Here is a 13,369-nt window from a genome sequence, read left to right as displayed (position 1 = left end):
TTAATCGTTTGGGCTTATGGAATGCCCGCTATCGGGCCCATTGTTGACGTCGACTACATCTGCAGGTGTTTGCCTGGGTAACTGATGGGCCTCTTTCGCCTATATCCGGACAAAATATCGGTTTAGATTGGCCTAGAAATTTACAACTAAAGCAGAGAGGTCGGTGCAGGTCGTCTCGCTATCTTGAGTTCACGACGATCCACGCATCTTTTCAAAACCAAAGAAGATGGGTTCAGGCACACCGCTCCCAAATAGCTTATCTTTGCGCTTGTGCTGCCATTTCTCAATCCGGCGCTGAATCCCGTTGCGGATTGTCAAACGGAAGGATGCAAACGTATCGGTGCCCGCTCCCAGTTTTGTCTCCCAAATATCGAAGCGGGCATCCACGACCTTCAGGAAAAGAACCGACGCTTGCCAGAAGTCCTGCGGTTCCGCTGCTGACCGCATCCGTTCAAACCAGAATCGTGCCCAGCCGTTGCGCTGATAGGCATTTTTGGCGGTCTTATGCGCCATGCCGATAAATCCCTTGGTTTCCTCATAACGAGCGATGATCGCTTCTGCATGATCGGTCGCGTCCGAGTAGCCGGACAACATCAGGGCTCGACAGATGTTGGCTGGTTGGTCGGTAGCGATAAGCTCGTCCGCCACTTCGGCAACCAGTTCATGCCTACCCGAAAAAAAAGCTGCGTTCACCTCCATAGCAATCTCGGCATCAGACCTTGCCGCCACAAGGCGGCGCTTGCAGATGGCGCGCAATGGCGCGCTGCCGGCTTCACGCCACAAGGCCAGAATGATGGAAGGAGATTTTGCCTTGCCCTGAACCCAATGCACGGTTGGATTGAGTGACAGAACGCGGTTCAACAAAGTATCAGCCCCAGGCATATCCAATGCCACCGCCGCAATCGCCAGCTCAGCTGCAAACTGATGAAGGTGTTGCAACTGGCGGTAAGGAGCCGAGGCCAGCATTCCCAGCCATCGTCGGGCGAGGCTCGGATTGACCTTAGTCAGAGACTTCATGCCCTCAAACGTGAGGTCGGACAGCACGAGCATCGCATCGGCTCTCGACAGCTCGTTCTTGAATTGCCGGAAGGCCTCGCTCATGCGTTCCTGTCGCGCATCAAATGCCGCCTCGGTCTCTTGCCAGCGATCAAGCTGCGCATGAATGCCCTGAGGGGGCATAGATTCGGCCAAGGAGACTAGCGGAGGGTGCCTGTCCAACGCCTCCGGAGTGTCCAGAGTGATCTCGGGAAGATCGGAAACGGCAGTATATCTCAACGACGCGGTTAGGGCTGCATCCACACTCGCCGCCACTATCGACGCACCGCGCTCTCCCAACAACGCCGCTGCGAAACCGTAGTGATCGGCGGCGATGCGATCCAATGTTTCGTCGACCTCAATCAAGCCTAGTTCAGCAGCCTTCAAAAGCGCAAATGAGCCATGCCAGGCCTCATAGCTATGTTTCTCTTCCCTCAGAGCACTAGCTCTCCAATCGCTTTTGACCACCGCCCGAAGGAGGTCGCCATTCCCAGTCCAAGCGGCAATTGCAAGCGCATAGGCACGCACAGAGCTGCGTCCTGAACTGAGAAAGCTTCTGATCAGCTCCAATGCTGCCTCGGACAATGGGGCACCAGACCAAAGAATGGTAGCCAGCACCGCCGTCACCGACGCCGTATCATCGTCCTTCGATACTCGCATCAGTGTTCTCTCGACAGCCCCCCGTGACGCTGGCAAAGCAGCCCGGGCCAAATCCAGTAAGACGTTCTCGCACCTGATGTTCGCAATCGCTTCCAATTGCTCATCTGGCGCTAGATGCGGCAGGGCAAGAAGAATGGAATACTGCGCGGAAATCCATTCATCGCGCTCAGATTTGTCCGCGTCTTTACCGGCAGTGCTTACCAAACCAGCCGCAAGCAGGCGGTCAGCTTGATCCTTGTTCAGGGCCGCGCTGTGATCCCGAAGCCGGAACATGGCGTACCGAAGTGAGTGTCCATTTCGCTCCAGGGCGTGACTAGCCAGCGCGCGATGCGCCGCAATGGCATCTTCAAGGTAAAAACGTGCCACACCCGCACAGGCCATTTTCATAAAATGGTCCTTGCTGGTCTGGCCGTTGTGATTGGCAATCGTCGCAGGATCGATGTCCCGGTAAGAGGACGCGGTCGCCTCCACGTTGTCGGGCTTAGGCGCGTCGGGATCGCATGGATCGGTCGCACAGTATTTTTCGATCAGGGACCATCCTGGGCGTCGGTCACGATCCCTCGTCAAACAGTCAACAAGCTCACTGGCGACAGCCGCGTCATCAATAGCACCAGTAGCCCTCAATACCTCAACCCTGGCCCAGTTGCCTACGATGGATGAGTTGCCATGGAAACCCTCAAGTTCCCGCAACAGCGCTGTTCTTGTATCGGCCCAGTCCAGTTGGTTGAACCGGATCAATTGCCGGAACTCTTTATCCGGAGCCTGTATTGCCGGATTGAGGGCGTCGCAGAACGCCCACCGCACCAACTCGGGTGCGAAACTGGTCAATGGCTTTCCCGCCAGTAGATAGAAGGTCGTCCGGTGCAGTGGATCGAAGTGCGGACGGGGGCTTTCGACGAGGTTTGTGTCGATATACACCCGTTCCACTGGTGTGAGGTCACCGAGTTTCCTTTTGATCTCCGCCTCGCGCTTCTCGCGCTCCTGCGCGATCTCCTCGGGTGTGCCCTGCCCACGAACGCGGAACATCCTTCGCTCAGGTGATACGGAATACCACGACAACCACCGCCGCGCCGAAGTCTCAATGGCTGGCCAGACGGCCTTGTCGTCGCGAGAGTTCAGCAATCCATTCAGGAGCCAACTGGCATTAGCGAAGTATCCTTCCGATGTATCCACATACTCAATAGCATCGAGAAACGCGGTCGGCGCTTTTCGAGCCAGATCAAAAAACACCAACTGGTCACCATCGGGCAGGTTCTGGAGCGAAATGAAGTGCACCAGCAACGCTGCCTGAACCTCTCGACTGACCTCCTCGTCCAGGCAAGCGATCTGTGTTGCCAGAAACGCAATCTGGGCTGTTTCATCGAGTGCGCTGACTGGCTCCAGAATCGCTCCAAGTCGCTCGGCAGGGTTTCTTCCGTTACGAAGCTCCCGCTCGAGAGCGTCCACCAGCCATAGGGCTAGACCCAACCTCAAGCCCGAAGCATTGATTCCGTAACGTGAGGGTTGGCGAGGAACAGCCTCGAAGAAGCGGCAGGTGGCCACAGCCTCCAAATCAGGCTCCACCCGCAGGTCGAAGAGATTCACATCATCGTTCTGTTGTTCCACTCTGCGATCGAGCACCTGTTTGGCCAGGCCTGAGAGCAACACGGCAAAGTCAGCCCCCGACAGCGGAGCAACGCCCATACTCTCCGCCCGTCGCATATGCTCGAACATGAGTCGATCAACCCTCAGATCGTTGACACGCTCAATTTCTCTGGCGCCCACCAGTTCAATCGCGAGACTCAGTATTCGCGGATTCCTGAGCGATGTCAGAACATCTAGGTGGACATTTGCTGGATCGATCCCGCTTTTGAGCAAAAGAGATGCCAACTGGGTCTCCGTCCAGATCGGAACCTCGATCTGCCTGACTCCTGAAACCAACGATCTGCGCAGCCGGCTCCAGTGATTGGACCTCGTGGTGACAACGATGCAGCCTCCGATGGCGCGCAAAGCGCCAGCAGCTGCGTCAAGCCACGCCCCCCAGTTCGCTCCGTGCACCTGATTGAGACCATCGATAACCAGCGTCACCCGCACGTTCTCCGGCTGGGGATCGGCACGCCACGCTCTGAGGCGTCTGGACCATCGTACCTCTGCGATTTTCGTCTCTTCCCCGCCAGTGCTCTGGATCAACTGGGTAATCAGAAATTTTTCGAAACTCGCTGGGTCCGAACGCACCGCCTTGTCGGCTGGGCAGACAATCAAAATCGATTGTGGGTCGCAGGACAGCCAGGCTGTCACAGGAAGCCATGACTTCCCTACGCCTTCTTCACCAATCACCGCGTACAGATCCCCGGAAGGGCGACCGGAAACCGCTCCTTTCAGGGTTTCCTCTTCTCTCCGCGATGCGGTTTCAAGACCGGACGTATCGAGCGGAGCCAAGGGCTGACCGAACGTGACACGGGCCCGCGACCGGCTTCTGAAAACTCCGTTCAGCCAAGTACGGTTCAGCTGTTTGGCTTGGCCAAGTCCTGAAACTTCCGCGGATAGCGCGTGTTGGAGCGTTTCAAGCCGACTCGGAAAGTCTTCATGTCGGCGAAAATGATCAATAGCCTCCAGAGCGTCATCGATAAGTCGGGCGTGATCTGTCCCCGCGAGCCTCTGTCGAATGAAGTTTTTGGATTCTTCGGGAGTAGCCGCAACACCTACAAGCAGAGCACCAAGGTCATTTGCCAACCAATCCAGGATCGCAACGCCGATACCCGCCCCCTCCGCCATCTTTCTGATGTCTGTCGCGAGTTGAGCTCCAACTTCGCACGTTGCGCCAAGAATCCAGAGATCAACCTTGCCCGCATCGTCATTCCAAAGGTCAAAGAACTTGCTCGCAATATCTGATTTGATAACCTCGTCCCTATAGCGTTTGGCTTCGAAGTATGTGGCGCCTCCATCGAAGGCGGAATCCCCATCGCGGCCCCGCTGCGCACCCGATGTGGCGAGGCGAAATGATTGGCCGGTCAGGCGGCCCAGGATGATGCCTAGAAGGCCCTCGAAACCGCCGGACCCTGAAGGTGGGAGTGCCAGGAGTGCAGCGCGTAAATTTTCGGCTTGGCTTCGGTCGGCTGCAACCATGTCCTTGACCGTTCCCTACATCTGATGTGCCGAGAGAATAATAAACATCGAAATCATACCTAGTAATCGTATTTATCGTAGTCAAAATGAAACTAACGAGCGCGAAATCGAAGGTGTGCCCGGGGCGCGGCGCCAGGGGGGTGGCCAGGGGTCGAAGCTGCATGTCCGCTATCGGGTGCCGTATAGATAGGCGCGAACAGGCATTGAGCTGCCTAAGTCAGGCCGTCGAAGCTCCCACGTCGGGCATCGATATCTGAGGACACAGCGCGATGGCCGGTTTGAGCGTGCATAGCCACGGCTCTTGCGAGTTGAGGATTCAACCGGCAAATGCCGTCCTCACGAACAATGAAATCCCCCGCATGCAGCGGCTCCCGCTTAAGGAGGCCGATGATCTCGCGATCGACCTCGGCCCGATATGGCTCCATCGCGTCGAATACGAACGGCGTGGCACCCGGCGACGCCTCATGCATAATCCCGCGTGTAGGGTCATAGCCTTCCCTTACCGCCTGGATGTGCACCTGGCTTTGCAGAACGGTGTAGGCGTAGTTGAGCAAGGCCTGCACCGGGTGCCCGGCATTTCGATTGCCGGCGATCCCGAACGGTGAGGTCCGCGCTCCAACGGTTCGCCAGCTCTCAGGGATCGGGCGATTGCCGGTCCCCTGCCATTTGAGCCGTATCGACCTCCAGGCTCGGAAATAGCGGGCGGCGCTGTTCGCCTCGATGGTACGAAGGGTTTGAATGTCCCTCGGCGGATCAAGCTCCAAGCGGGTGAGGTCGGCATAAGCGCGCCTCATCGCCAGTTCCCATGCCGGCGATTTCGGGATGACCTTCTCAAGGGTCTTGATGCAGCCTTCGATCTTCCTGGCGATCAAGGCATTGGACCACGCCATACGCTTGTCATTGTCAGCCCTCGTTTCGAGCTGCCACTGCACGCGATAGGGATTGGCCGCGTACCCGTTGCCGCCAATCGCACAGACGACGTTGCCGCGCCAATCGATGCGAACCAGCGGAATGCCCTGCCTTGATAGCCAGTCCAGCACGTCAAAGGTCAGCGCGCCCGACCCTTCGAGAAGCACGATGCGTTCGGGCAGATTCGGATCGCCCGGAAAGAGACGGTGCTCTTCGCGCTGCTGCGGATAGTGCGTGAAGCCGTTTCGGATTAGCAGGCAGCCTTGGTTGATCCGAAGCGAGACCCCATGTCCATTCAGCACCATGGGCTTAGGCTCAAGGCTCCGAACTTGCTTGCCCACTTTGAGCGCACACTTTTCGAGCCAGTAACCTGAGCGCTCTACCCATTCAACGTCGTCAGTTTTCGGTTGTTGATGTGCCTTCTTCGTCCTGCTCGTCATCCCGCAAAATCTCCGAAATCAGTTGAGGCGCTATCAGAATGCACGCTGCAAGGAACGGTGTGTGCCATTCGGGCCGGTAGAGTGTATTGAGAATTTTCTGCTCAAGCAGGCGTATCTTATCAGCCAGCACTGGGATGTGAATCCCCGCCAGGGCTCCGCAAATGCCAAAACAAGACTCGATAAGCTGAAAGCAAGTGCGCCCCTGCAAAAGCTGCTCTTCGGACAACGATAACAGGCGCTCCAGACCGCTGCCCTCATCTTCATCGTCCAAAGCCAACAGGCCAGCCGATCCTCCCACGACTTTTTCTAACCAGTCGCTCTGCGAGCTCGGACAAGCCTTGCTGCGTGTATGGGGTTCAAGGCTTCCGTTGATCACGAACGAGCCAGTGATGAGCAGCGCTTCCCGAGTGAACTGGATGCCGACTGACGCGATGTCCGGGTCGAGTTCTCCCAGCGACTGACGGTAATTCCGGATCGCCTGAATCGAGCTGTTTCGCGCCTCCCGGTGATCGAAGTTCCAGCGCGCCATCCGTCGGAAGAATTTGACGAAACGCTCAAACTCGCGTTGCAACGCGTCCATGATTTCGTGAATTGGAAAGTCATGACCTCGCGACCACAGCTGAAGCCGGAGTGAGTCAGTACGGTGCCGGCCGAAACGCCTAATCCTGATGATGGCGACCAGGCGGTCGGCTGCTGCATCGGGATAAACCCAATCGGGGCTTCTACCTCGCCCTCTCCCTCGGGCTTCGGCCCTCGGCAATAAACCTTCGTCTACCCAATCGCGGATCGTGCGTTCAGAAACAGGCGGCCCACCCGAATTCGAGACTTCTCGCCGCGCGATCTCGACGAGATCATTCCGCGTCAGACCCATGGGTTTATGTCTCCCGCCGGAAGTGTATGAAGAATCACGCGACAGCGGGAATCTATAGCCGCCAGCACCACGAGGGCTGGCGATGCCAAGGGATTTTAGAGCTGAATACCGCCGCCGCATCGAGCGTGCGCTATCCCGAGGCCTGACGCGGTCTCAGGCACGCGGCCACGCTAAGGCCGGCGAAGTGCCTCTCCGCAAGCCGCGCGACTCTGAGGACGCCCGCGATCGGCTTGAGGAAGCTCTTCGCATCTTACGCGCCAAGGGCAATGCCCAAAAGGCCGCTGCTGAAGCCAAAGTGTCCGCGGAGCGGTTTCGCCGGTTCCTTCGCGACGAGGCCATTGCCGCCCGCCAGGCGCGATCGTGGGTGATCTCAGACCAACGCCCACGAAACGTCCAGGCGCTCACCAGCAACGGCGTTGTGCAGCTGGAGGTTCGCGGTTTTGAAGCGGCCTCTCTCGTCTATCGCCACCGACAGGCCGTTAAGCAATTTCTCGAAACGAATGACGCCTCGTTGCTTGCCCCGTTTGCCGGCGCATCCGTCGGGGATGTGATGGGCAGAACCCACCTCCTCGAAACCCGCCCCAACGCGCTCTACCGCCTCGCGGCGATGGGGGGCGACGGCTTTGAGCACGTCTATCGCATTTCACATCAAACGTAAGGAGATTAGACATGAGCAGCGATAGCCATAACGCTGAACGGCGTCGCCAGAAGGCTTTGACGAGACTGGGGGACCGGAACCCGCGCTGCGTCGTCTGCGGCGAGGATTTTCCGAAATGCCTGGAGGCTCACCATATCGCCGGGCGTAAGCACGACGAAGCAACCGTCTTCGCATGCCACAACTGCCATCAGAAGCTCAGCGATGCGCAGCTCGATCAACCGCGTGTGCCGGATCGGGAAACTACGCGCGAAGAACGGATCGGCTATTTCCTCCTCGGGCTGGCCGACCTGTTTGAGCTGTTGATCAAGAAGCTCCAGGAATTCGGCCGCCATCTGTTGGCTCAGGGTCATTCCTCCAAGGCACAGGGGGATCGGTCATGAACAAACATGTCACCCGCCAAGCCCTCGGCAGCCAAGATCGCGATCGACTCGAAATCTCTATTCGTAGCTATGTGGCCAAGCCTTCTTCAGGGAAGAAGAAGGCGACGCGCAAGCCGCCTCCCCCGCCAAGCAAACCGTCCGAATGGACGCTAATCTTCGATACAGAGACCACCGTCGACCATCGGCAGCGCTTGCGGTTTGGCGCGTACCAGATTCGACATGGCGACCAGCTCGTGGAACGGGGCCGCTTCTTCGATCCCGACGCCATGACAGCCACCGAAATTGCGCTGCTGAAAAGAACGGCCGAGGGAACCGATATCCAAGTGATGCCTGTCCGGCAGTTTGTGACGAAGATACTGTTTGGGATCGCCTATGACCTCGATGCGACGGTGGTTGGGTTCAACCTGCCCTTCGATCTTTCGCGCCTAGCCATCCATGCCTCGCCGGCCCGGGGTACCATGAAGGGCGGCTTTTCGTTGAAGCTGACCGCCGATCCGCATTTGCCAAACCTGCGGATCAAGAGTTTGTCGTCGAAGGCCTCGTTGATCCAATGGACTGCAACAGGCGAGCGGCGCGATACCCGCAGCATGAGGCGCAAGAAGATCGCAGCGCCGGTCCGACGCGGCTATTTCGTCGACGTCAAAACGATCGCGGCCGCGCTTCTGAGCCGTTCATTCTCGCTGGCAGACCTCGCCGAGTTTCTCGGCACGGACGCCAGAAAAGGGAAGACCGACGAACACGGCGACAGGCTGACGGCAGACTACATCGCCTATGCCGATCAGGACGTTGAGACCACCTGGCAGGCCTACAAGGCGCTCCGAGACAAGTACCGCGGCTATCGGCTCAGCACCCCCCTTCACCGCATCCTCTCAGAGGCCAGCCTCGGCAAGGCCTATCTCAAGCAAATGAATATCCGGCCCTGGCGCAAGGTGCAGCCGGATTTCTCGCCCGACCTGATCGGCATCATCATGAGCACCTATTACGGCGGCCGAGCCGAAGTTCACTTGCGGCGGGACATCGCGCAGGTCCTCTATTGCGACTTCCTGTCGATGTACCCGACTGTTTGCACCCTGATGGGGCTCTGGCGCTATGTCATCGCAACCGGTGTTGACTGGAGCGACACGACCGAGCGGACGCAAGAGTGGCTCGACAGGGTGACGGAGGCCGACTTTCAAAGGCAGCCGACCTGGCGAAAGCTGACAACTTTGGTTCAGGTCTTGCCGGACGGTGAAATCTTCCCCGTTCGTGCCCAGTACAGCGACGACGCCCAGGCGACCATCGGCCTCAATCACCTTCACAGCCAGCAGCCGCTCTGGTTCACCCTCGCCGATTGCGTCGCTGCGAAATTTCTGAGCGGGAAGACGCCGCGGATCATTCAGGCCGTTACCTTCAAGCCGAAGGCTAAACAGACGGGCTTGGAACCTGTCGCGATCGGTGGTTCGCAGGATTTCGTGGTCGATCCCGCGCGAGGAGACTTCTACCGCTCAGCGATCGATCAGCGCAGTGCCGTCAAGGCCCGCATGAAGCAGGCGACCGGCGCAGAGGCGAACGGGCTGGAAGCTCAGCAGATGGCCATCAAGCTTCTCGCCAATTCGACGAGCTACGGCATCTTCATCGAACTCAACGTGCTGGACCTCGAAGAGCCGACTGAGGTCGAATGCTATTCGCCGTCCGCCGGCGTCTTTCAAGTCAAAACACAAGCCATCGAACAGGCCGGCTCCTACTTTCACCCGCTCCTAGCAACGCTGATCACGGGTGCAGCGCGCCTGATGCTGGCGCTTGCCGAGCGCCAAACGCTCAGCGCCGGCCTCGATTGGTGCTTCTGCGATACCGACAGCATGGCCCTGATCAGACCGAAGACCATGACAGAGGGGCAGTTTTACGAAACCGCAAAACGGGTCTGCGCGTGGTTCGAGCCGCTGAACCCTTACGCGGTCAAGGGACCGCTCTTCAAAATCGAGGATGCGAATTTCGATTTCCGCACCGGCGAACTGGCGCCGCTCATGTGCCTGGCGATTTCGTCGAAGCGCTACGTCCTCTTCAACGAAAATGCCTCCGGCTCCGCGATTATCCGAAAGGCCTCGCTGCATGGGCTCGGCCATTTGCTTCCACCCTATGAGCGGCGGGAATTCAGCGATCGCGACGATGCCGAAGATGCGCGCCACCGACCGGGCATATTGCCTTGGCAACACGATCTCTGGCTGGAAATCATCAACGCCGCAAAAGGCCCTCATCCAGAGCAAGTGCGGCTGAATTTCCATCAGAACATGAACTACCCCGCCGTCAGCCGTTACGCGGTGACGACCCCCTCGCTCCACAAAATGTTCGCAGAATTCAATCGCGGGAATAGCTACGCCGAGAGCGTCAAACCATTCAATTTCCTGCTGGCACTCCAGGCGGAAAATATTGTCTGGAAACCTGATCCACCGCCGTTTCCCGGCTCGAAGCGGAAAATCGGGACCGTGACATTGTCTCTGCGGCCAGTTGCTCCCTATTCCAGAAATCCGCAGGACGCCGCAAGAAACAGCTTCGACCGCGTCAATGGGCGGCCCATCGATCGGCAATATCTGAAGACCTATCGCAGCACATTGGCGCAATACCATTTGCGCCCGGAAATGAAATTCCAGAACGGCGATTATCTCGACCGCGGTTTAACCATACGCCGGAACGTCGAAGTCGCCGGAATTCGTCATATTGGCAAAGAGGCAAACCGGCTCGAAGAGCAATATTTTATGGGTTTGCAGCCGGACGCTCAGGTCAATTACGGTTTAGGTCGGCTTGGCCTCACCGAACTGCTCAGCGAAGTTCGCAATATGGTCCGAGCATTGGGTCAGCGCCGTGTTGCGGCGGACCTTGGAATTTCACGCGGCTGTGTCGGTAAACTGTGCAAGGGGGATTTCGAGGCCATTGCGCCGCAAGTGCTGAACGCCATTGAGCGGGGTATACCAAGACTGCGCACGGTGCTGCTGGAAAAAAACCAGCGCACTCGCTCCCTGCGGCAGATGGTCAAGTCGGCGATTGACGATGTCGGATTATCGGCTGCCGCGAAATGGCTCGGCAGCGACCCGTCGAACTTGCGCAAATTCGCGACCGGCCTGCGCGACATGAGTGAAGAACAAATGACACGGGTAGAATTCATATTCCGGGAACGCGTCCGGACGGAATATGGCGTCTAGTCTTCTTTGGGTTTCCGACCCCTGCGGAGCCCTTCGGGCGGCGTTCTGCCCGAGGGAGTCACGAACAATTGGCCAATCGGAACTTCCAGCACCAATGCCAATCGGTCGAGCACATCAATCGTGGGGTTTTCTACACCACGCTCAATACCGCTGACATAAGAGCGATCCATGCCGGAATCGTACGCGAGGCGCTCCTGCGAAACCCCCTTCGCCACGCGAATTCGGCGCAAATTCAAGCTGAGAATCGTGCGGCCATCCATGCCCCACGAGGTCGAATTTGGAGGCAATCAAACCACTGGCTAACGCCCACATATTTTGCTTGAATCCCATTGAGCCAAAGCGTCTCTTGGGGGCAGCGGAAGGCATGACCGTCAGGGCATTCGGGCAATTGCTGGCTGTCGTCGGGGGCCTCGGATCGGCTGCCTCTGTCACGTACTGGTACTGGTTCTACCTGAACGTCATCCGCTTTCTCGGGGAACGAGGAACGCCCCCATCCGAATACCTGTTCACGAGCAATGGCCCCTGCGGGTTTGTCGCGGGTGCAGCGTGAATGATGGGGCAGGTTCCTACGAGCCACTTTTTCTATGGGCAAGTATCACCCTGTTCGCGATCGGGCTCATAGTAATCAACCTCTCGCCCAGAGCAGAAACCAGCGAAGAGCACAGCGACAATCGCTGCGAGCCAACCTTCTGAGCGGCAAGAGGATGCCATGCGCGCAACGGTCATCGCTCTCATCGGCGTCATCGCATCAACACAGGTGGCCGGCGCGCAATATCTTGCCGATGCGGGTGCGCGTTTGCCGAATCCAGCCGAACAGCACATCTGGATGGAAGTGACGCGCCCCATGCTTGGATGCAGCGCAGCCCAGGACGATCCGGAGTTGATCCCTCGTCTCCATAACGCATTCGCCGATTGGATGGGAGGCCAGCAGCTACCCCCTGGCTGCTCGGCAATCCGCGTCGGGACGAAGCTGCTGCTGGACTACGTTCAACCAACCGGTGCGCTGCGGCTGATCGAGGTTTGTTCGGGCGGCTGCTCGCCGTTCATGTGGCCCGTCTACATGCCGCAGCATGGGTTCGTCGGCGCTTTTCTGAGGCCGACGCAACCGCCCGCCTATGCGCGCCGGCTCGGCCTTTGATGATAGCCTACATCATGCCGAGCCAACCTCGGGGCAGGCGCGTCAACCATCCTAGCGAACTCAAGGCTGGACAAAGGCGGGGGGACCGTACCTGAGCATTTGCCATAAACCCGTCCAAGGCTCGGCGAATAGCTCAATCGCCGCGGATTGCGCAACTGCAATGAAGTCACGTTCAAGTCTGAGCCACCCCGAGGCGTTGGAGGGCAATCTTGCTCGATCAGGACCAGCAATCTAGCGGCTCACCTGCGGGACGCTGCCGGCCCGCTCTCCACGCATTTCGACACTCCATTTCCATGAACGGCCATAGTTCGTCAGCTTCTCCTCCATGAAGCGGGTCATGGCCCAGCCTACGAAGACCGAAACGAACAGCGCGGTTACGGTGATCGCCCATTGTGCTGGCGAGCCAAGGCCCGGCTTCAGCCCAAGCATCAGTCCGTGCATCAAACCTAGGACTGCTAGATGGGTGAGATAGACGCAATAGGAGATATGACCGAAGAAGTAGAGGAACGGACTCTCAAACCGCCGACCCTCCGGTGCGCCGCGCGCGATGGCGAGCAGAAACGCGGCGCAGGCGACCGATACGAAGAGCGGACCGACGATGTTAAAGAGACGACGCTCGCCAGGATCGATCAGCCCGGTGATGGCGGTCGCGGCCAGAAGCACAATGGGCAACACCCTCAACGTCAGGTCGTAGCGGGCTAGGCTGGCACTGTGGTGCTTGAAGAGGATCGCTGCGATGACGCCTGCCACTAGCACGTCGCCGCGCGTCGGCAAGACGACGAGTCCCCAGTTGCTGTTGGCAAGGCCGGCGCCGAAGACTAGGACACGCGCCACCACTGCGGCCGCGGCGACCAGAAGGAAGGTAGCCAACCACAGCCGCCGCGGCAGCAGGAAGAAGACTAGCGGCAGCAGGATGTAGAGTTGCTCTTCCAGCGCGAGTGTCCAGGTTGGGGCGAGCCAGTAGGCGCCAACATCGTTGGTGGAGGCCATGAAGATG

9 protein-coding genes are annotated in these 13,369 nt (G+C 58.4%); 4 read left to right on the top strand and 5 right to left on the bottom strand.

Annotated elements, in window-relative coordinates:
• Positions 1-189: 189 nt before the first annotated feature.
• From ACTIFS_RS20355 to ACTIFS_RS20345, 3 genes are all read right to left on the bottom strand, one after another.
• On the bottom strand, positions 190-4,800 hold the full coding sequence (locus tag ACTIFS_RS20355; RefSeq protein ID WP_439575955.1) for a hypothetical protein: 4,611 nt from the start codon (positions 4,798-4,800) through the stop codon (positions 190-192).
• A gap of 212 nt (positions 4,801-5,012) precedes the next feature.
• Positions 5,013-6,149, bottom strand: a complete 1,137-nt coding sequence (gene cas1 / locus ACTIFS_RS20350; RefSeq protein WP_439575954.1) for a CRISPR-associated endonuclease Cas1 — start codon at positions 6,147-6,149, stop codon at positions 5,013-5,015.
• Positions 6,106-7,020, bottom strand: a complete 915-nt coding sequence (locus tag ACTIFS_RS20345) for a hypothetical protein (RefSeq protein ID WP_439575953.1) — start codon at positions 7,018-7,020, stop codon at positions 6,106-6,108. Before ACTIFS_RS20345 ends, cas1 begins: the two co-directional genes overlap by 44 nt.
• Positions 7,021-7,204: 184 nt before the next feature.
• On the opposite strand from ACTIFS_RS20345, the gene ACTIFS_RS20340 reads away from it, so the two are divergent.
• From ACTIFS_RS20340 to ACTIFS_RS20330, 3 genes are read left to right on the top strand one after another with little or no spacing between them, the layout of a single operon-like run.
• Entirely contained in the window at positions 7,205-7,678 is a 474-nt protein-coding gene (locus ACTIFS_RS20340) for a hypothetical protein (protein WP_439575952.1), read from the top strand.
• Positions 7,679-7,689: 11 nt separating this feature from the next.
• Entirely contained in the window at positions 7,690-8,058 is a 369-nt protein-coding gene (locus ACTIFS_RS20335; RefSeq protein WP_439575951.1) for an HNH endonuclease signature motif containing protein, read from the top strand.
• Positions 8,055-11,234 (top strand): hypothetical protein, encoded by a 3,180-nt coding sequence (locus ACTIFS_RS20330; RefSeq protein ID WP_439575950.1) that lies wholly within the window; start codon positions 8,055-8,057, stop codon positions 11,232-11,234. The genes ACTIFS_RS20335 and ACTIFS_RS20330 overlap by 4 nt, the downstream gene beginning before the upstream one ends.
• On the opposite strand, the gene ACTIFS_RS20325 is transcribed toward ACTIFS_RS20330, so the two are convergent.
• Positions 11,231-11,494: a helix-turn-helix domain-containing protein gene (locus ACTIFS_RS20325; RefSeq protein ID WP_439575949.1), complete on the bottom strand. Its 264-nt coding sequence runs from the start codon at positions 11,492-11,494 to the stop codon at positions 11,231-11,233. The two genes, ACTIFS_RS20330 and ACTIFS_RS20325, sit on opposite strands and share 4 nt — an antisense overlap.
• A gap of 449 nt (positions 11,495-11,943) precedes the next feature.
• On the opposite strand from ACTIFS_RS20325, the gene ACTIFS_RS20320 reads away from it, so the two are divergent.
• Entirely contained in the window at positions 11,944-12,372 is a 429-nt protein-coding gene (locus ACTIFS_RS20320) for a hypothetical protein (protein ID WP_439575948.1), read from the top strand.
• A gap of 231 nt (positions 12,373-12,603) precedes the next feature.
• Here ACTIFS_RS20320 and ACTIFS_RS20315 read toward each other — a convergent pair.
• Positions 12,604-13,369 (bottom strand): acyltransferase family protein (locus tag ACTIFS_RS20315; protein ID WP_439575947.1); only part of this gene is annotated, 766 nt, incomplete at its 5' end.

The sequence above is a fragment of the Phreatobacter sp. genome (genome assembly GCF_051860605.1).
Lineage (GTDB): Bacteria > Pseudomonadota > Alphaproteobacteria > Rhizobiales > Phreatobacteraceae > Phreatobacter.
Note: the sequence above shows the minus strand (reverse complement) of the source record. Positions and strands in the feature narration are given on the sequence as shown.

Coding starts and splice junctions, on each gene's coding strand:
- ACTIFS_RS20355 (WP_439575955.1), bottom strand. CDS start 4,800: ATGGTTGCAGCCGACCGAAGCCAAGCCGAAAATTTACGCGCTGCACTC.
- cas1 (WP_439575954.1), bottom strand. CDS start 6,149: ATGACGAGCAGGACGAAGAAGGCACATCAACAACCGAAAACTGACGAC.
- ACTIFS_RS20345 (WP_439575953.1), bottom strand. CDS start 7,020: ATGGGTCTGACGCGGAATGATCTCGTCGAGATCGCGCGGCGAGAAGTC.
- ACTIFS_RS20335 (WP_439575951.1), top strand. CDS start 7,690: ATGAGCAGCGATAGCCATAACGCTGAACGGCGTCGCCAGAAGGCTTTG.
- ACTIFS_RS20330 (WP_439575950.1), top strand. CDS start 8,055: ATGAACAAACATGTCACCCGCCAAGCCCTCGGCAGCCAAGATCGCGAT.
- ACTIFS_RS20325 (WP_439575949.1), bottom strand. CDS start 11,494: ATGGATGGCCGCACGATTCTCAGCTTGAATTTGCGCCGAATTCGCGTG.
- ACTIFS_RS20320 (WP_439575948.1), top strand. CDS start 11,944: ATGCGCGCAACGGTCATCGCTCTCATCGGCGTCATCGCATCAACACAG.